14 protein-coding genes are annotated in these 20,824 nt (G+C 47.7%); 5 read left to right on the top strand and 9 right to left on the bottom strand.

The features are described from left to right. Positions 1 to 124: 124 nt before the first annotated feature. A complete protein-coding gene (locus HQ50_RS04705) occupies positions 125 to 2,464 on the bottom strand; it encodes a TonB-dependent receptor (protein ID WP_052074896.1) in 2,340 nt (779 codons plus the stop codon). 147 nt (positions 2,465 to 2,611) lie between these two features. On the opposite strand from HQ50_RS04705, the gene HQ50_RS04710 reads away from it, so the two are divergent. After that, positions 2,612 to 3,547 (top strand): TIGR01212 family radical SAM protein, encoded by a 936-nt coding sequence (locus HQ50_RS04710; protein ID WP_018964568.1) that lies wholly within the window; start codon positions 2,612 to 2,614, stop codon positions 3,545 to 3,547. Positions 3,548 to 3,598: 51 nt separating this feature from the next. Here HQ50_RS04710 and HQ50_RS04715 read toward each other — a convergent pair whose 3' ends face one another. From HQ50_RS04715 to HQ50_RS04750, 8 genes are all read right to left on the bottom strand, one after another. Then, positions 3,599 to 4,162, bottom strand: a complete 564-nt coding sequence (locus tag HQ50_RS04715) for an N-acetyltransferase (RefSeq protein WP_039428579.1) — start codon at positions 4,160 to 4,162, stop codon at positions 3,599 to 3,601. A gap of 106 nt (positions 4,163 to 4,268) precedes the next feature. Beyond that, positions 4,269 to 5,000, bottom strand: coding sequence for a response regulator transcription factor (locus HQ50_RS04720; RefSeq protein ID WP_026292103.1), 732 nt, complete (start codon positions 4,998 to 5,000; stop codon positions 4,269 to 4,271). 482 nt (positions 5,001 to 5,482) lie between these two features. After that, positions 5,483 to 6,892: an asparagine--tRNA ligase gene (gene asnS, locus HQ50_RS04725; RefSeq protein WP_039417921.1), complete on the bottom strand. Its 1,410-nt coding sequence runs from the start codon at positions 6,890 to 6,892 to the stop codon at positions 5,483 to 5,485. A 31-nt stretch (positions 6,893 to 6,923) separates the two neighbouring features. Further along, positions 6,924 to 8,237, bottom strand: a complete 1,314-nt coding sequence (locus tag HQ50_RS04730) for a pseudouridine synthase (protein ID WP_039428580.1) — start codon at positions 8,235 to 8,237, stop codon at positions 6,924 to 6,926. A gap of 99 nt (positions 8,238 to 8,336) precedes the next feature. After that, complete coding sequence (gene purB, locus HQ50_RS04735) at positions 8,337 to 9,680, bottom strand: adenylosuccinate lyase (protein ID WP_039428582.1); 1,344 nt, start codon at positions 9,678 to 9,680, stop codon at positions 8,337 to 8,339. A gap of 198 nt (positions 9,681 to 9,878) precedes the next feature. Then, complete coding sequence (locus tag HQ50_RS04740) at positions 9,879 to 10,442, bottom strand: cob(I)yrinic acid a,c-diamide adenosyltransferase (RefSeq protein ID WP_039421345.1); 564 nt, start codon at positions 10,440 to 10,442, stop codon at positions 9,879 to 9,881. Positions 10,443 to 10,464: 22 nt separating this feature from the next. Next, positions 10,465 to 11,115, bottom strand: coding sequence for a hypothetical protein (locus tag HQ50_RS04745; RefSeq protein ID WP_039428584.1), 651 nt, complete (start codon positions 11,113 to 11,115; stop codon positions 10,465 to 10,467). A 24-nt stretch (positions 11,116 to 11,139) separates the two neighbouring features. Then, positions 11,140 to 12,327: a uracil-xanthine permease family protein gene (locus HQ50_RS04750; RefSeq protein WP_018965673.1), complete on the bottom strand. Its 1,188-nt coding sequence runs from the start codon at positions 12,325 to 12,327 to the stop codon at positions 11,140 to 11,142. 342 nt (positions 12,328 to 12,669) lie between these two features. Here HQ50_RS04750 and HQ50_RS04755 point away from each other — a divergent pair, with 342 nt between their 5' ends. The 4 genes from HQ50_RS04755 (at position 12,670) to HQ50_RS04770 (ending at position 20,037) form a co-directional block, all read left to right on the top strand. Then, positions 12,670 to 13,137, top strand: a complete 468-nt coding sequence (locus HQ50_RS04755) for an Lrp/AsnC family transcriptional regulator (protein WP_018965672.1) — start codon at positions 12,670 to 12,672, stop codon at positions 13,135 to 13,137. A gap of 43 nt (positions 13,138 to 13,180) precedes the next feature. Next, positions 13,181 to 14,548: an exodeoxyribonuclease VII large subunit gene (gene xseA / locus HQ50_RS04760; protein WP_039428585.1), complete on the top strand. Its 1,368-nt coding sequence runs from the start codon at positions 13,181 to 13,183 to the stop codon at positions 14,546 to 14,548. Between the two features lie 286 nt (positions 14,549 to 14,834). After that, the gene (locus HQ50_RS04765) at positions 14,835 to 17,387 is read left to right on the top strand and encodes an adenosylcobalamin-dependent ribonucleoside-diphosphate reductase (protein WP_039428586.1); all 2,553 of its coding nucleotides are present in this window, start codon (positions 14,835 to 14,837) and stop codon (positions 17,385 to 17,387) included. A 199-nt stretch (positions 17,388 to 17,586) separates the two neighbouring features. Further along, a complete protein-coding gene (locus HQ50_RS04770) occupies positions 17,587 to 20,037 on the top strand; it encodes a tetratricopeptide repeat protein (protein ID WP_081960047.1) in 2,451 nt (816 codons plus the stop codon). Positions 20,038 to 20,824: the final 787 nt, after the last annotated feature.

A 20,824-nucleotide genomic window follows, 5' to 3' on the forward strand; every position in this document is an offset into this window, starting at 1 on the left:
TTTCTGAAGTTCCGGTTTCTTCCGAGTGTACGATTCTGGTCGGATCCGATTTTCTCGGTTTGAATTGCTTCAAGTCGGATCAACGATCCAATTTTACACAACTCGGTTCTACATGAAAGTAGAATTACAGGGTGAATGTGCATTCGAGGCCGAAGCGCAGCGGTTTGGCTTGCTGCTTGAACTTATTGCCCAAAGATTCGAAATAAAAGACGGTGTAGTCCGTATCCGTCAAATTGCGTCCCCAAAACGAAAGGGTAGCCATGCCCATGCCGATACCGATGCGTCCGTTCAGTGTCAGATAGGGCGGTTGGCGGACGGTATTGTCCTCTTTCCAATAGATGGAACCGGCTCCATTGAGATCCACCGTACAGAAGAGACGATCGATAAGCGAGCCGGAGAAGGCCTTATCGTAATGGAGCACCAAGGCATAGGTATGCAAGGGGATGAAAGGAACGCGTTTGCCTTTGTAATCGAATGAAACCACTTGTCCGCCTATTTTCTTTTCCACGGTGTAATCGACAAATTCGGCACGGGCAAAGCCGTAATTGGCCGTAACGGTCAGTCCCCGCATGATGAGGGCTTGGAGCGAAGTCTCCACGCCGATGCTACGTGAGCGTCCGGCATTGACGATCATGCGCCCCGTACCGTTGTCCACGAATCTGGTGAGCTGGAGGTCCCGCGTGTCGGTAAGGAAGAGGGCGGCATCGAGGGCAAGTCTTCGCTGCTGCGGCTTCCAGTGCAAGCCGAGCTCGTAACTGTGGCTGTATTCGGGTTTGAAGGAGATCGTCTGCTCCACGTTGTCCACCACGGGTTTGAGCGGTTGGTTCATGACGGCGGACATGAGATCGCTTTGCTGCTGTTGCATGATGAGGTCGGCAAAGACCTGCTCGTTGTATCCTCCGGCTTTGTAACCTTTTGCCATCGAAAAGTAAGTAGTCAGGTCAGCCGACGGAGCGTATTTGAGCGAGAATTTGGGTAGTAGTTCCCACGTGGCCTTCGACTCCCTGCCCTCCATCACACTCGGCACACTGAGGGGATAGGTTTGGCCGGTGGATTTCACCGTAACGAATATCGGAAAGGAAGCTGATTCGGAGTAGTCGAATCGCTGGTATTCGTAGTCCAGCCTAAGTCCGATGGTGGCGGAAAGAGAGCGAACGAACAGGTCGTCTATCGTGGACTGGTGGAAGAGGGCGGCACCGAGCGTAGGCCGATCGAAGTGTCCGGGAAGGGTGAGATCGCTCGACATATCCGCCATGAGGATGACGGGGATTTGCGGCATGGCATTGAGTTTGTCGAACTGCGTCTGCAGCATGGTGCGGATGCCATCTTTCTTGAAGAGGATAGGAACGTCGAGCGAATTGTAATCATAGAATCCGAACAGGCCGGCACTCCAATGATAGCGACCCGAAGAATTGTCCCGCAAGGCAAATTCCTGCGTCAGGCTATGGTTCTTTTGTCGCTGTGTAATGGCAAACAAATCGAGCCGGGTATAGTCCTGATCCATATTCATCTCATCGTTCAAGAGCTGGAAGCCCGTGGCGGAACTGATGGTGAAGGGGACAAACTTTTTATTCAGCAGGAATCGCGACGTCAGTATATGCCGGCGGTAGTGTCCTTCGTCATTATAGTCTACGGGGTGTAGCACGCCCGTGTTTTCGTCATATTTGCGATAAGGAAATGCGGCCTGATCGCCGAAGTCATAATCCGCGCCAAGCGACATTTGCAGGGTTTCGTCCGGGTGCATTTCCAACTTCAGACGTCCGCCGATATTGCTCTCCCCGTCAGCCCATTTGCCGGTGAAGTCGTTACGATTGTAGCCGTCCGCTTTGTCCGCATAGGCGGCATAAGCCAAGGCCATACGTTCCGAGATGTGCAGATTGCCTTTGGCCTTGAAGTTGTAGAAGCCATTCCTCCCTGCACCGCCTGTCAGCTCCGTTCGCTTGGGGGCAAACGGGGATCGGGTATGGACGTTGATCACGCCGGCCATGGCATTTCTGCCGTAGAGAGTACCCTGAGGGCCACGAAGGATCTGTACTCCCTGCACGTCGGCCAGCTCGAAGTTGAAGGAACTTCTATTCAAATACGGCACTCCATCCACATATATACCAATGGTCTGTCCGCTACTGCGAGCCCCTACCCCTCTTAAATACATGGCTGACGACATTTTGGAGCCGTATTCGGGTATATAAAGATTGGGCACATAGCTCGTCAATGCAGGAATGGACGTGATGCGGGACTGCTCCAGAAGACGGGTGTTCAGGATGGAATATGCCCCCGGTAGCTTCATCAGAGCGTTGGTCTCCTTGATGAATGTACCGGTAGAGAGGACAACCACTTTATCCAATATGTGTGAGTACAAACTATCCGTTTCTTTTTCGATCGCTTCGGTATGAACCGTGGAAGCCTGCATACAGGGCAGAAAACCGATCAAAGAGAGGCAAATGGCAAACAGCTTTTTCTTCATAAGGGAATAATCTATTGGAATTTGTCGGCCTGAAAATAGAGATTCGCCTCCTACACCAATTCGTTCGCAGCAAAGAGCGCGGAGAAAAGAGAATGGGTTGGCATGGCTTTGTATCAATAGGGTAAAATATCCGCTATCTTTGGTCTAATGATGACAGCTCCAAGCCAAGGATACAGAGAGTTCGGCGACTACCTCCGGCAGGTATTTCCACACTATAAGGTACAGAAGATTACCCTCAATGCAGGCTTCACCTGTCCCAACCGAGACGGACTGAAAGGATGGGGTGGCTGCACCTATTGCAACAATCAGACCTTCAGTCCTGCCTTCGCCATGAGACACCACTCCGTGTCGGAACAGCTAAGAGACGGGATAGCTTTCTTCGCTCGGAAGTATCCTCAGATGAAATACCTGGCCTATTTCCAAGCCTATACCAATACTTATGGAGAGCAAGCCGAGATCATCCGCAAGTACGAAGAAGCCCTGAACTACCCCAATGTAGTAGGCATTATTATAGGCACCCGACCGGATTGCATGCCGGATTCTCTTTTGTCCTATTTGAAGGATTTGTCGGAAAGAGTATTTGTTCTCGTGGAATATGGTGTAGAGAGTACGCTGGACAGCACTCTCCGGCGAGTGAATCGCGGACACCTCTGGTCGGATAGTATGGCAGCTATCGAGCGAACGGCTAAGGCGGGATTGCCGGTAGGTGTGCATCTGATCCTCGGACTACCGGGGGAAAGCAGGGTGGATATACTCAGGCACGCTGACGAGGTATCGGCATTGCCCGTGACCACGCTGAAGTTGCATCAACTGCAAATCATCCGAGGTACGGCCATGGCCAAAGAATACGCAGAGAATCCCTCAGACTTTCATTTTTACTCCGAGGAGGAATATATCGACCTGTGCCTTGATTTCATCGAACGCCTGCGTCCTGATATTGTGCTTGAACGTTTCGTATCGCAGTCTCCGGCCGAACTTCTCCTGATGCCGAAATGGGGATTGAAGAATCACGAGTTCACACACCTGATCCGTCGTCGCATTCAAGAACGCAATATCATACAGGGACGGCACTGGAAAGGATAATTTCCCTCCGCTATTTCTACAGGAAGAATCGGAACGTTTGCCAAAGGCTGATTAACGGGGACAATTATAGACCGTTCCATACAACAGTTTCGTTGCACTCTTCGCGTCAATCTCTCCCTTATTATAAGCCATCAAATACAGCGGCACTCCCCTACCGTCCTCTTCATACGGAGGCTGTGTATAGTCGGTATCAATAATTTCGAATCCGGCTCTTTCATAAAAGCCGATTCGTCGTCTGGCAATCTCCGTCAGGGGAGGCTCAGCTTCCAGCAGTACACATGAATCCGAGGACAGAGCCAATGCTGTCATCATTTCTATGGCAGTCTGCCCTATATTACGATTTCTCCATTCGGGAGCGATAGCAAAATGCTCGATAAAAGACAATTCGGGCGCCAAAGTCCAGCTAATGATAAAACCTTTGGTCTCTTCCGCTACATCACGCTCGCCGATCAGAAAGAGGCTGCAAGATGGGTCTGAAAGAACCGTACGTAAGAAATTGTCATACGAGCGTCTCTCCTCTGCAGGAAACGAAGTCGTATACAGCTCCCATACATATCGGATAACTGCAGATCGATCTGCATCGGAGAAAGACTTTAAGTCAGAAAATCGAAGCATTGTTTTTAGTACTAAAAATATGTATCAGGAATAGATAAGGCTGCACAGCAGGATACTGCACAGCCTCATTCTCTTTCCAGACTGAGAGGGGGCGGAAAGTTGCTCTTTAGACCTCTTTGATCAGCTCCTCTTGTAACTCCTTCTCTTTGAGCGGAGTCACCAGCTTATAGCCCTTTCCGTGAATATTCTTGATCTCGATTTGAGAATCACCTTTCAAGAGCTTGCGCAACTTCGTGACATAAACATCCATGCTTCTTGCATTGAAATAGTTGTCATCCGCCCATATCGTCTTCAGGGCATAGTTGCGCTCAAGGGTTTCATTAGCATTGGCACAAAGCAAGGCCAACAGCTCGTTTTCTTTGGTAGTCAATCGAGTCACCTGATCATCGATCGCGATGGTTTGCTTCTGAGTATCGAACAAGTACTTACCGATACGGTAGTAGAGCATATACTTGTTCGAACGTGCACCAGAGCGTCGCAGTACGGCTTCGATACGCATAGCCAACTCTTCCATACTGAAAGGTTTGGTGACATAATCGTCAGCTCCGATTTTGAATCCTTCGATAATATCTTCTTTCTTCGCTTTAGCACTAAGGAAAATAATGGGCATATCCGGATCGATCAACCGTATATCCTGTGCCAACGTGATGCCATCCTTACGCGGCATCATGATGTCGAGCACACAAATGTCATACGAATTCTTGACGTAGTTGGAATAACCCTCTTCTCCATCACCATAAAGATCGACGATGTAATCTTTCGTCTCGAGAAATTCTTTCAAGAGCGGTCCGATATTACTATCGTCCTCACAGAGAAAGATTCTTGTTTTTTCTTCCATCTTCTTCTCCTCCAAAAAAATAGTTATTTTTATATTAATGGGCTACAAAAGAAGCTCCAGTTTACTGGAGATTAGTGGTGCGCATGCTCTTTTTTCGCCTCAAATGTTCTATTCTGTTATATCCCCACTCTATAAGAACGAAAATTTACGTTTAATTGTTCTGTCCAAAGAAAAAATAAAACAATATATACTCTATAGACGGCTCTATCTTCATAAAGCAAAAAGACAGAATACTCTCTTCAGGACTGATCGCATAAGGTTTTTATAACAAGTTGCAAAATAAACGCTTTCTTGTGAATAATCTTGCTTTTAGAAACAAATTCGACGAAAAACAATCTGAAAAATCTCCTCCATGAATATGATTTCACCATTTTTTGTCGAAACAAACAGAATCCTAATCAGCAAAAAGCTTATGACAAAAAGCAAAAGGGCATGCCACAACGGCACACCCTTTTGTCTATACTTTTTTTGAACAGTCTTCTCTAAAACTCCGCGTTGTTCGGCGTCCGTGGGAAAGGAATTACATCTCGGATATTACTCATTCCCGTTACAAATAGCAGCAGGCGTTCGAAGCCCAAACCAAAGCCGCTATGCGGTGCAGTACCATAACGACGCGAGTCAAGATACCACCAAATATCTTTCTCCGGCACTCCCATTTCATTAGCACGAGCTATCAATTTGTCGTAGTCGGCTTCACGCTCGGAGCCACCGATGATTTCTCCGATCTTCGGGAAAAGTACATCCATACCACGGACAGTCTTTCCGTCATCGTTCAGCTTCATGTAGAAACTCTTGATCTCTTTGGGGTAGTCCGTCATGATAACCGGTGTCTTGAAATGCACCTCAACCAGATAACGCTCGTGTTCGCTGGCCAAATCTGCCCCCCAATAGATAGGGAATTCAAATTTTACACCATTCTTGACGGCTTCTTCCAGAATACGAATACCTTCCGTATAGGCCAAACGAACAAATGGTTTTTCGAGTACAAACTTGAGACGATCGATCAGCTCTTTGTCAAAGTGTTCAGAAAGGAAACTGATGTCATCCATACATTTATCCAAAGCCCACTGTACGCAATATTTGATGAACTCTTCCGCCAAGTCCATATTATCCTCTATCTCAAGGAATGCGACTTCCGGTTCGATCATCCAGAACTCAGCCAAGTGACGCGGTGTATTGGAATTTTCTGCACGGAACGTGGGGCCGAAAGTATAAATACCCCCCAAAGCCATAGCAGCCATTTCACCCTCCAATTGTCCTGAAACGGTCAATGAGGTATGACGGCCGAAGAAATCTTTACGATAGTCCACTTGCCCCTCTTCCGTTCGAGGGAGAGAATCAGGGTTCAGCGTTGTCACCTGAAACATCTGTCCGGCTCCTTCACAGTCACTGGCCGTAATAAGAGGTGCGTGGAAGTAATAATACCCTTTGTTATGAAAAAAGGTATGAATGGCGATAGCCATATGGTGTCGGATACGATAGATGGCACTGAAAGTATTGGTGCGTGGGCGCAAATGTGCAATCTCTCTCAAAAACTCCAACGTATGGCCTTTCTTCTGTAGCGGATAAGTAGCCGGATCAGCCGTACCATAAATCTCAATAGCTGACGCTTGTACCTCTACGGACTGGCCTGCTCCTTGAGATTCGACCAAAGTGCCTATAACACCGATGCAAGCACCCGTGGTAATCTGAGACATCTGTGCAGCATCGAAGGAAGCAAGATCTGCTACGATCTGCATATTATGAATCGTAGAACCATCATTGAGAGCGATAAAATTCACAGCCTTGTTGCCGCGCTTGGTGCGTACCCATCCTTTGATGTTGATTTCTCGGCCGACCAGCTCTCCATGGAGGGCGTCTGCGATTCTAGTTCTTTTCATCTTCTTATCCATTGTATAATACTATTCATTATTTATGTTTATATTATTCGAAAGCTCCCATTCTAAGATTATTCACCTCCTGCTCATTCAGATAGCGCCATTTTCCACGGGGCAGATTCTTCTTGGTCAGTCCGGCAAAATAAACGCGATCCAGTTTGACAACGCGATAGCCAAGATGCTCAAACAAACGGCGCACAATACGATTCCGTCCGCTATGAATCTCTATTCCTACCTGCGAAAGATCGTCTTCTTTTACATAACTGATGGCATCGGCATGTATCTCACCATCATCCAACTCCACCCCATCGGCTATTTTCTGCATGTCTTCAATGCTTACATCCTTGTTGAGCCACACGTGGTAGATCTTCTTCTTCTTGAAAGACGGATGGGTCAGCTTAGAGGCAAGATCGCCATCATTAGTAATCAGGAGCACACCTGTAGTATTTCTATCCAAACGACCTACCGGATATATTCTTTCAGGACAGGCGTATCGCACTATATCCATTACCGTAGTACGGCATTCGGGATCGTCGGAGGTAGTAACACAATTTTTAGGCTTATTGAGCAGTACATAGACCTTGCTCTCTATTTCCACTCTCTTATCCTTGTAGATTACCTCATCCTGACGTGTAATTCTTCTGCCGAGTTCGGTCACGACTTCTCCATTGACCGTGATCTCTCCCTTTTCGATCAGTAGATCCGCTTCCCTTCGCGAGCAAACACCGGCATTGCTCAGGAACTTGTTCAGCCTGATCGGCTCATTCGGATCGACCAGTACCTCACGATACTTTACAGGCACGATCGGAGCTTTCGGCTGTTTCTTTTTCTTCTTTTGCTGTGGAAGTGTCAGTGTTCTATTGCCACCCGAATACATCGATCTTTCCGTATCCCGAAACTGACGGGGATAAGATGATCCCGAACCACGCATACGCTCGCTATCCATAGCACGATTGGCATCGTATTCTTTCTCAAAATGCCTGTCGCGTCTCTGCCCACGCTCTTCATTTTGGCGGTATGAAGCCGGATAAGTCGTACGCTGCCCGTCCCGACCATATCGATTATTGTACGAAGGAGCTTCAGAGCGGTTATTTCCCTCCCCTCCGGAGAAATCATCACGTCTGTACGATTGTGGTCGGCTGCTCTGCTGCTCACCGATACGTACTCTTCGTTTACGCTGTTGCAATTGATCAGTCGGCTCGGGTTTGGATGTAGCCCCTACTCTGGGAGTAGGTCTGAAACCTCCCCCTGAACTCATTCTTGACGAACGGAAAGGCGTAGGTTTTTCTATGTGCTTTTCCGAAGGAGAAATATCATCCTTGCTCGTATCTGCGAAAATATCGCGTTCTTCAGTTGTCATCTTTGATAGATTATTGCTTAGATTTTACACATACAACCTCACGGTTGCAAACTATGAATTTGTCTTTTTGACTCTTTGGGTTACGAAAATATGAAAATTTCAGATTCCCACGTAATTAGAAGGAGATATGCGGCGCATTTCCTCCTTCACGGCTTCATCAATATCCAATGCTTCGATAAAACGTGCAATAGATTCGGCTGTCACCGCCTCATTCGTACGCGTCAGAGCCTTCAATGTTTCATATGGATTGGGATACCCTTCTCTGCGAAGAATAGTTTGTATAGCCTCAGCCACCACGGCATAGTTGTTCTGCAAATCCCGATCAAGAGCAGCTTCGTTGAGAAGCAGTTTGCCAAGCCCTTTGGCTATACTCGTGACTGCTATGAGAGAATGCGCCAAAGGAGTACCCACGTTACGGAGTACGGTGGAATCCGTCAGGTCCCGCTGCAAGCGTGAAATAGGCAATTTGCGTGACAAATGCTCAAATATGGCATTCGCAATACCCAGATTGCCTTCGGCATTTTCATAGTCGATAGGATTCACTTTGTGGGGCATGGCAGAAGAACCGACCTCGCCGGCCTTGATCTTCTGTTTGAAGTACTCCATCGAAATATACTGCCAGAAATCACGGCAGAGGTCGATCAGTATCACATTGATTCGACAGCAGGCATCAAATAAGGCTGCCATGTTGTCGTAGTTGGATATTTGTGTAGTGAGTTCTTCTCTTTCAAGCCCGAGAGAAGTTACGAACCGACGGCCAAAATCGCTCCAGTTATGCTCAGGATAAGCCACATGATGGGCATTGAAATTGCCCGTAGCACCACCGAATTTGGCTGAATGAGGTACTGCCAGCAACAGGCCGATCTGCTTACGCAAGCGATAGACGAATACTTCTATTTCCTTTCCTAAGCGAGTGGGCGATGCCGGTTGTCCATGTGTTTTGGCCAGCATCGGGACATCTTTCCACTGAAGAGCATAAGCATGAAGCTGCTCCACCAACTCCTGCAAAGCGGGCATGTAAACCTCGGTCATTGCCTCGCGTATCATCATCGGGAAAGCCGTATTGTTTATATCCTGCGAGGTCAGACCGAAGTGGATAAATTCTTTGGCATCTTGTATCCCCATGGCCGCGAACCGCTCTTTGAGGAAATACTCCACGGCCTTGACGTCATGATTCGTTACCGCCTCTATCTCCTTTACACGTACGGCATCCGTCTCGCTGAAATCTTGGTATATACGGCGCAACTCTTCCTCTAAAGACGGAGGGCAGACACCTTTCAGCGAAGGCAATTCATTGCAAAGGGCAATGAAGTATTCCACCTCCACCTTTACACGATAGCGAATTAGAGATTCCTCTGAAAAATAGCGACTAAGTGCTTCTACTTTGTTGCGATACCGGCCATCTATCGGAGAGATGGCTTGCAGGGCTTGGAAAGCAATCATTTGTTTTTGTTCTGATATAAATCGGATCGATGAAAGAAGACCGCATATTCATGACAGCCGATGCCGACATTAGGATGGGATTTCTTCCGATTTTGTAAGCAGCAAAGATAAAAAAAGATTTTTCTGACTAAACCTAATATCCGAAGCCTTTTCTCACTCCTTCTTATTAAGCTTCCAAATCGATTCTACAGTTTTTTCTCAATCGCAGGTCTTATCCCAAATAATTTCACCTCCGGTCGTACGCCAAACCTCTTTTCGAGCCAGAGCAAAGAAATAATCGCTCAGACGATTGATATAGCGCATCACGGGTTCCTCCACCAGTGCCTCTTCACTCAAGCGGTATATATGACGTTCGGCTCGCCGGCATACCGTACGGCAAACGTGCGCCAAAGAAGTAGAACGGCTGCCTCCGGGCAAGATGAAAGCCGTCATCTTGGGAATGGCATTGTCCAAACGATCTATTTCCTGCTCCACACGTTCTATCGTTTCGGGATGTACCCGACTCTCCACCATCAGCTCTCTGTTCTCCTGATTTGTGGCCAGATAGGATCCGACGGTGAAAAGCTTGTGCTGTATGGTACGCAGAAAATCCCGATCCTCTTCCGGCAAGTCCTCACTCATCAGCAGGCCGATAAATGAGTTCAATTCGTCTATCGTACCGTAGCACTCAAGCCTTTGGTGGTATTTGGGTACACGTTCTCCTCCGACCAAGCTGGTCGTTCCCTTGTCACCCGTGCGGGTGTATATCATACTTTTAGACATATCGCTTCTATCGTTTTATTATTTATAGAAACGCTTTATAGCTCCGCTTGTTCAGTCCACGATGAAAAATTACAATCAGCAATTCGCCCGTATCGATCGAAACCCGTGCTGCAGGATTCTTGTCAAGCTCTTGCCATAGGCGAAAAGCCTCTCCCCTGCGACGAGGACAGTACAAAATCGCCATAGAGCCATCCGGCAAAGAGCCGGACAAACATTGTCGAATAGAAGCAGACAGAGGAGCATCCCTTTCCACTACGAGAAGGAGCGGATCCGCCTGCTTCGAGTCCGTTATCGACCTGTCGCCATCTTCAGCCGAAAGCTCTATTTCCGGTCGTGCGGCAGAAAGATATTTCGGCAGTACGGAATCGCCCGTAGAAATGCATATTGCTCGCTTTGCCTTACTGAAGATCGTCAGGCGAAAGATCAGCTCCAGTACCTTGCGACGGCGAATCCCCCGATAATCGGCTGACTCCCGAAGTTCTTTTGTCTCCGATGCAAGACGGTCAAAACTGTAGTACGGTGTCTTTTCCTCCACCACCCGTGTCAGCAGGTGAAATACATAGGGAGAGTGAACATGGTGTCCACCACGATGCAGTAGATAGCGAACGCTGCGCAATGCCTGCAAGCGTACTCTATCGCTGACGGACAGGAATGAAGAGAAGAGACAAGACATTGGTAAGATCGGTCGGAGAATAACTTACTCCCGCTCCTGAGGCAAGATCAGATTGAGCACTACCCCTACTATGGCAGCCAAACCGATACCGGCCATTGTAAATCCACCGAACGAAACGACTGCTCCGCCGATACCGAGCGTAAGAGTGATGGACACGATAATAATATTACGTGTCCGACTCATATCCACTTTATGATTGACCAGATTGGCAATACCGGCCGAAGCTATCGTACCGAAGAGAAGCAGCATGATACCACCGAGAACGGCAGGAGGGATGGATTTGAGCAAGGCACTGACCTTACCAACAGCAGAGAAGACAATTCCCGTCAGGGCGGCTATACGAATCACCATCGGATCCGTCACACGAGTCAGAGCCATGGCTCCGGTTACTTCCGAATAAGTAGTCACGGGAGGTCCTCCCAGCAGACCTGCTACCATACAGGCCAGACCATCGCCCAAGAGGGTACGATGCAGCCCCGGATCTTTTACAAAATCTTTCCCCGTCACCGTATTTACCACATAGACATCGCCGATATGTTCTATCACGGGAGCGATAGCCACAGGCAGCATAAAGAGGATGGGAGGAAGAGAGAACTTGGGGAAAGAAAACTGAGGCAGACTCAACCACGCAGCTTCTCGAATAGGATTCAGATCGACCTCATAGAAAACAACGGCTATCACATAGCCCACCGCTATACCGCAGAAGATCGGGATCAGCTTGAAAAGCCCCCGAGCCAACATCGTCACCACCACGGCGGTAGCAAGCGATATGGTAGCCAGTATCCAGTTGGACTGTGCCATATCCACACCGGCTCCTGCAAGTGAAAGTCCGATCAGGATAATGACAGGGCCGATGACTACAGGCGGAAACAAACGTTGGATCACACGTACTCCCTGCCACTTGACCAAAGCACTCATCAGATAATAAACCAGAGCCACACCGACCATACCCGAAAGAGCACCGGACAGCCCATACATCTCCGTAGCCTTGATAATAGGAGCGATAAAGGCAAAACTACTACCAAGAAAAATAGGCACCTTCCCTTTCGTCACCAAATGAAAAATCAACGTGCCGATACCGGCCGTAAACAGGGCTGTCGAAGGGTCTAAACCCACAAGGAGGGGCACTAAAACAGTAGCTCCGAAAGCAACAAAGAGGAACTGTACGCCTACGATGCCTTTTCGGAGCGGAGAGAGTTGGGTTGTTTCCATATAAAAAAACGATTATAATTTGCTGGATTTTAAGCCCTGCAAATATATGGCATTTCCCTTTATCCCATTGAGTTGCACGCTTGTTTTACGATAGTTCGAACCTGTCGTTGTATAAGCAGGACACGATGCTCCTTGGGTATTATACTTAAAAGGCCACAGACTTGATACTATAAAGCCTCCCGGGTTTATACTTAAAACCCCTGTGGGTTTATACTGTAAAGTCTCCGGGGTTTATACTTAAAAGTCCTACCGCTTCATAGTATCAAGTCTCGAAGCAATCGAAAATAGACCCGACATAAGTTTTTTCATACATTTGTTTCAGTTTTTAGCCATTATAATTATATGGAAAGGTTAGACAAACTCGACAGGCGAATCCTGAGCATTATCTCCAATAATGCCCGTATGCCGTTCAAAGACGTTGCAGAAGAATGCGGCGTATCGCGTGCTGCCGTTCACCAGCGCGTACAAAGAATGATCGAAATGGGGGTTATCACAGGTTCGGGCTATCATATCAACCCGAAGTCTTTGGGTTTCAGAACGTGTACTTATGTAGGTGTTCGTCTGGAGAAAGCTTCTATGTACAAGGATGTACTCCCCCATCTGTACAACATTCCGGAGATCGTGGAGTGCCACTATACGACAGGGCCTTACTCTTTGCTGATCAAGCTCTTCGCCATCGACAATGACCACCTGATGGACATCCTGAATTCGACCATCCAAGAAATCCCCGGTATCGTCTCTACCGAAACGCTGATCTCTCTGGCCGAAGGATTCAATCGCGGCATCAAGATACCCGAAGGAGATCAATAAGCACATACCTATTATATATACCCTCACCGATCGGATACACTGAATGCCCTCCTATACGCTTACCCAGTTAGCCTCTGCTGTCCGAAATTGTCTCGAAAGCGGATTCCCCGGACGCTACTGGGTCAGTGCTGAGACCAGCGGTGTCCGCGTAGGCATATCGGGGCATTGCTACTTGGAATTGCTGGACAAGGATACATCCGGCTCGCAAGTGACAGCCCGTATGAAAGCCATGATATGGGCTTCGGACTATGCCACATTATCAGGACGATTTCGGAGAGAAACGGGCGAAACATTCGATTCCGGTCTCCACGTTCTGGTACTGGTAAGCGTATCCTACCATGAGCAATACGGGCTAAGCCTTCGCATTCTGGACATAGACCCCTCCTACACGATGGGGGCCATGGCCCGCAAACGCAAAGAGATCATCGAAGAACTGCGCCGGCAAGGCCTATACGACCTGAATCGCAGCCTGTCCCTACCCCGCCCCATCCAACGCATTGCCATAGTCTCATCCGGTGCGGCTGCCGGCTACGAAGATTTCATCGCACACCTTAGCCATTCGGCCGAGCACTTCTGTTTCTATCCCGTCCTCTTCCAAGCCGTGATGCAAGGCGCACAAACCGAAGCATCGGTGTTGGGAGCCTTGGAGCGCATCGCATACCATCGGGATTCTTTCGATATAGTAGTCATCATTCGCGGAGGAGGAGCAGTGAGCGAACTGGCAGCTTTCGACTCGCTTGCCATCGGACAGGGATGTGCACGCTTCCCCCTTCCTATCCTTACCGGCATCGGACACGACAGGGACGAGACAGTGGTGGATCTCGTTGCTTATCGCTCGCTCAAGACCCCTACGGCTGTGGCCGATTTTCTTGTGAACTGCCAGCGCGAAGAGTGGAAATTGATCGACGACCTCCGCTCCCGTGCAGCCGAAGGACTCCGAATGATGATGATGTACTGCCACGAACGGCTGACCCAGCTATCGCTCCGTACGCCCGCCATCCTGAAATCATCCGTTCGTGAAGAACACCATCGGATAAAGTCCGTAGAAGATCGCCTCCGATTAGCCACTAAACAGCGGATCGCCTTCGGACTTCAGCAACTCCAAATAGCAAGCGGCAGCCTGCCGGCCATGATGAAGAGCGAGCTGAAACAAAATACAGGCCGATTGCATCAGGTAGCCGCCCGACTGCCTTTGCTGGTGGTAGCCAATCTGAAAAGCTACAATCGACGCCTCGAAACCAACGAACAGGCCATCCGCCTGCTGCACCCCAATGCTACCCTGCGCCGTGGCTTCGCCATCGTTCTGAAAGACGGCAAAGCCATCCGTTCCCAATCGGAGTTGCAGAGAGGCGATCGCCTCGTTGCACAATTCGTCGACGGGTCTGTCTCTGCCGTTGTGGATCAGCCTTAAAAGGGGAAATACTACCCCACCTTATCACCCTCCCTTTATTTGATTGTGGCGAATATCTATACTCGATAATCGTCCTTCAATTTTTATTTTCACCCACTCTGACACTCATGAAGTGAAAAATTCGGAAAACTTTCCACAAAACCATAAAATCATAACACGCTAATATAAAGCGTATTATAAAATTATTTCGGAAAACTTTTCAACAACGAAGGTTTTCCCTATTGTCCATTTAATATATACTTCATAACATTGCAAACGCAAATAGAAGTTAATTACACAAAATACTATGTCACGCAAAATCTACACATTCGACGAGGCATACAAAGCCTCGCTTGCCTATTTTGAAGGCGATGAACTTGCCGCCAAAGTATGGGTAATGAAGTACGCGCTGAAAGATGCCCAAGGGAATATCTACGAAAAAAGCCCTGTGGACATGCACAAGCGTATAGCCTCCGAAATAGCTCGCATCGAGAAAAAGTATCCCAATCCTCTTTCCGAACAAGAGCTGTTCGACCTCTTCGATCACTTCCGCTACATCGTACCTCAGGGAAGTCCGATGACCGGTATCGGCAACGACTTTCAGATAGCCTCTCTCTCCAACTGCTTCGTTGTCGGTTTGGACGGCGATGCCGATTCCTACGGAGCTATCATCCGGATCGATGAAGAGCAGGTACAGCTGATGAAACGCCGCGGAGGCGTAGGGCACGACCTCTCCCACATTCGCCCGAAAGGTTCGCCCGTGAAGAACTCTGCCCTCACATCCACCGGTCTCGTTCCTTTCATGGAACGCTACTCCAACAGTACGCGCGAAGTAGCTCAGGACGGCCGTCGCGGTGCTCTTATGCTGTCCGTATCCATCAAGCATCCTGATTCCGAATCCTTCATCGATGCCAAAATGACCGAAGGCAAGGTGACGGGAGCCAACGTATCGGTGAAGATCGACGATGAATTCATGCGTGCCGTTGTCGAAGGCAAGCCCTATAAACAACAGTACCCCATCGATGCCAAAGACCCGAAGTGGGAGAAAGAGATCGATGCACGTACCCTATGGGGCAAAATCATTCACAACGCTTGGAAGTCGGCCGAACCCGGTGTACTCTTCTGGGATACGATCATCCGCGAATCGGTACCCGATTGCTATGCCGATCTGGGCTTCCGTACAGTCTCCACCAACCCTTGTGGTGAGATTCCTCTCTGTCCTTACGATAGTTGCCGACTGCTCGCTATCAACCTCTATTCCTACGTGAAGAACCCGTTCACGAGCGAAGCCTCCTTCGACTTCGAACTTTTCCGCAACCACGTTGTTTTGGCACAGCGCATAATGGACGACATCATCGACCTCGAAGCCGAAAAGATCGAACAGATCCTGAGCAAGATAGACAGCGACCCCGAAAGCGAAGAAGTCAAGACCTCGGAGCGCAACCTCTGGCACAAGATCCGCCGCAAGACCCTTGCCGGCCGTCGTACAGGTGTAGGTATCACTGCCGAAGGCGATATGCTCGCAGCGATGGGATTCCGCTACGGTTCGGACGAAGCCACCCAATTTGCCGAAGAGGTACAGAAGACCCTCGCACTCTGCGCCTATAGCAGTTCTGTGACCATGGCCAAGGAGCGCGGTGCCTTCGAACTGTTCGATGCCAAGCGCGAAGAGAACAATCCCTTTATAGCCCGTATACGCGAAGCCGATCCGTGGCTGTACGAAGAGATGAAGCAGTACGGACGACGCAATATCGCCTGCCTCACGATAGCTCCTACCGGTTCCACCAGTCTGATGACGCAGACTTCCTCCGGTATCGAGCCGGTATTCATGCCCGTCTACAAGCGTCGCAGAAAGGTGAATCCGAGCGACAAGAACGTACAGATCGACTATGTGGACGAAGTAGGCGACAGCTTCGAAGAGTTCGTTGTCTATCACCACAACTTCGTCACTTGGATGCGCACCAACGGTTACGACCCTGACCGCAAATACACGAACGAGGAGATCGACGACCTCGTAGCTCGTTCGCCCTACTACAAGGCCACGGCCAACGATGTGGACTGGGTAGCTAAGGTGAAGATGCAGGGACGTATCCAGCAGTGGGTAGACCACTCCATCAGCGTAACCATCAACCTCCCCTCCGATGTCACCGAAGAGTTGGTCAATACCTTGTATGTAGAGGCATGGAAGAGCGGCTGCAAGGGCTGTACCGTCTATCGCGACGGTTCGCGCAGTGGCGTCCTTATCACCGACAAACCGAAGAAGAAAGACAAGAAAGAGGAGCCGGCAGCTCTCCAGACCACGGTACAGAGCATGCTTATCTCCCGTCCGCGCGAGCTGGAGGCAGAGGTCGTTCGCTTCCAAAACAATCGTGAGAAGTGGATCGCTTTCGTAGGCCTCAAGGATGGACGTCCTTACGAAATCTTCACCGGTATAGCCGATGATGACGAAGGTATCATGGTACCGAAGAGCGTTACCCACGGCAAGATAATCAAGAACAGGGACGAAAACGGCGAACGACACTACGACTTCCAGTTCTGCAACAAGAAAGGCTTCAAGGTAACCATCGAAGGCTTGGACAGCAAGTTCAATCCCGAATATTGGAACTACGCCAAGCTCATCTCAGGCGTCTTGCGCTACGGTATGCCTATTGAGCAGGTGGTACATCTCGTACAGGGCATGTCGCTGAACGACGAATCCATCAATACATGGAAGAACGGCGTGGAGCGCGCCCTGAAACGTTACCTCCCCAATGGCACCACCCTCTCAGGACAGGTATGTCCGAGTTGCGGTCAGGAGACATTGGTTTATCAGGAAGGCTGTCTGCTATGTACCAGTTGCGGAGCTTCCAAATGCGGATAAAGCACAAAGCCGGCAGGGTATCGGTTCTATAACATAATACCTCTGCCGCCACTCTACATTTCCTTTACTGTTCAAGAGGGCATGTCCGGACCATGATTCGGCATGCCCTCTTTTTTATACCGTTTCTTTCCATATCATTTTGTATAACGCACGCTTATCTTTCTTTAGATTTGCAACTAATCCGGAAACATTTACAAGTATGATTACAACATTAGGCGAGTATGCATTAAAAGCAGCAATTAAAATCGGCTTGAATATCCACAGTTTTCATCGTTCCGAAGTCGATGAGCAGATTCGATCTACTTTCGAATATGCCATAAACGATTGGTCAAAACATGATGTGGTAACGAGCACACGAATCAACCTAAAACAAGCATTAGAAGCCTATGCCCAAAGCCCAGCTTCATTCGAGCCGGAGGATCAAGAAATACGAGATTTTATTGCCTGCTTTGAGAAACGACTTGCTGAATCCAAGCACCAAGCAGCTTACAACTACTTGTCCCGATTGGAGAATAGAGAACAACATACCCAAATCATGGCAACCATCAAAGAAAAAGACCTTGATCCACGGGATATTGAACGATACTTGAAACAACTACCAATTAATGATGGTCAAGCAAAAGCAGAACAGGCCATAGAAGATTTATACCACAGTCGAGAGATAGAACTTCCTTTGCGCGAGACATTGCAAATCATAGTCCGAAATCTGTTCGAACACTCGGCCGAGTTATTACATGTAATAGAGGAGTTGAAGAAAAGCGGAAATACCCTATTAGCCGATACTTTAGAATCCATCCGGCAAGTAGTGATCGGCAAAAGCGACAACAGCCTCACTCGGATTTACGAAGAGTATGAAGAAAAAAGGGATGAAGAGTCTATTAAAGTTTTAAGGGAGCTAATCGAAGCTGCCAAGACTAAGTTTTCATTTGACGAAGCATGTAACTTCTATGAGAAGCTGATCGCGATTGAACGATCTCCGGAAAACCTCTTCGGCTATGCCCACCTACTACATTCTCTCAATGACTTCACCAAAGCCAAACAATATTATGAAGAAGTCTTAGATGTATATAAAGAACTCGCGAAAAAGAATCCCGACACCTATAATCTGGACTTAGCCATGACATTGAACAATCTGGGGGTCTTGCTCAGCAATAACAACGAAACAAAGCAAGCCCAAATCTGTTATCAAGAGGCCTTGGATATATACAGAGTACTCGAAAAGAAAAATCCTCAGGCCTATAATCCGGACTTGGCTATGACATTGAACAATCTGGGTCTCTTGCTCGGCAATAACAACGAAACAAAGCAAGCCCAAATCTGTTATCAACAGGCCTTGGATATATATAGAGCACTCGCAAAGAAAAATCCTCAGGCCTATAATGCGGACTTGGCTGGGACATTGAACAATCTGGGTCTCTTGCTCGGCAATAACAATGAGATAGAACGAGCAAAAGACTGTTATCAAGAGGCCTTGGATATATACAGGGTACTCGCAAAGAAAAATCCCCAAGCCTATAATGCGGACTTGGCCATGACATTGAACAATCTGGGGGCCTTATTCCACAAACACAATGAGCCGAAGCAAGCCAAAGACTGTTATCAAAAGGCCTTGGATATAAGAAGAGAACTCGCAAAGAAAAATCCCGGTGCCTATAATCCGGATTTGGCTGGGACATTGAACAATCTGGGTCTCTTGCTCAGCAATAAAAACGAGACAAAGCGAGTCCAAATCTATTATCAAGAGGCCTTGGATATATACAGAGCACTCGCGACGAAAAATTCCGAGGCCTATAATTCGTACTTGGCCATGACATTGAACAATCTGGGTCTCTTGCTCAGCAATAACAACGAGACAAAGCGAGCCCAAATCTATTATCAAGAGGCCTTGAATATATACAGAGCACTCGCAAAGAAAAATCCTCAGGCCTATAATCCAGACTTGGCCATGACATTAAACAATCTGGGTCTCTTGCTCAGCAATAACAACGAAACAAAGCAAGCCCAAATCTATTATCAAGAGGCCTTGGATATATACAGAGCACTCGCGACGAAAAATTCCGAGGCCTATAATTCATACTTGGCCATGACATTAAACAATCTGGGTCTCTTGCTCAGCAATAACAACGAGACAAAGCAAGCCCAAATCTATTATCAAGAAGCCTTGGATATATACAGAGCACTCGCGACGAAAAATTCCGAGGCCTATAATCCAGACTTGGCCTCAACATTGAATAATCTAGGTCTCTTGCTCAGCAATAACAACGAAACAAAGCAAGCCCAAATCTATTATCAAGAAGCCTTGGATATATACAGAGCACTCGCGACGAAAAATTCCGAGGCCTATAATCCGGACTTGGCCTTAACATTGAACAATCTGGCTGTTTTATACTACCTAATCAATAATCGAAAAGAGGCAGCACAAGCATATAAAGAAGCATTTGCGATAAGAGAGATTTTGGCAAAAAACAATCCATCAGCCTATGAGATAGACTATGCACAGACTCTAACCTTTGGAATCCTTTGCTTAGGGAAAGATCCAAAGGACATACAACAAATAAAGGTGACACTGCAGAAACACCCTAACAACAGCCAAGCAGAAGCCTTACTTGAAGCAATAAAAAGGTGGGAAGAGAGGAATCTAAAAGCGTGATAGGAAGATAGGTACGCAAAATTAGGCTTCACCGAACTTAGTCTTTTTTCTTACATTTGTGGACTCAACGACTAAATGCCCTATATATGCTACGACTTCATATAATATCTACAAACGGCAAGGCCGATTTTGCTATCCCATATACCCACTCTCTCATCGTGGAAGGAGAGAAAAGAACGCTTATACCTATGACGAATAAGCAGGAATAAGGCTCTCAGTGGCCGGATAAAAGCATAAGGCACGCACCTGATTCGAGGCTGAATCGGGTGCGTGCCTTTCTTTTATCACCTTTCGAACGGATTTTTTTCACCTGCGATCTATATATAAATGGCATGACAATCTATATAGATAATGAAATCGATTTATATATAAATTGAAAACGATTTATATACAGATCGAAAATGATTTATATATAAATCGAAAATGGTCGATATACAAATCGTTTTATCACCTCTTAGAAACCCGAATCCGAGCTAAAGAAGTTCGTTTTACCATCTTTTGGCGTTCAAAAGGCTCTTCCTTTCAAGTGCTTATTTAGAATCATTCCAAACTCATCTTCGTTGTTGAAAACTTTTTTGGCGCGTATTTTTCAGTGTTCGCCATAAGTTCCGAAGAGCAGAGAAAAAGGCCTTCCACTATCGATTTTCTTCCTCCCTTGTCCTACCCCCAAAAACACCGCTATAGCTACTTATTTAGTCATCCCTTAAAAAGCATTTGCAAGAGAGAAGTCATTCATCGATGGTCTCTCGCTTAGCTTTTCGCTTATTATTTTGAGCAGATACAAAAG

The sequence above is a fragment of the Porphyromonas sp. COT-052 OH4946 genome (genome assembly GCF_000765965.1).
GTDB classification, from domain to species: Bacteria; Bacteroidota; Bacteroidia; order Bacteroidales; family Porphyromonadaceae; genus Porphyromonas; species Porphyromonas gulae.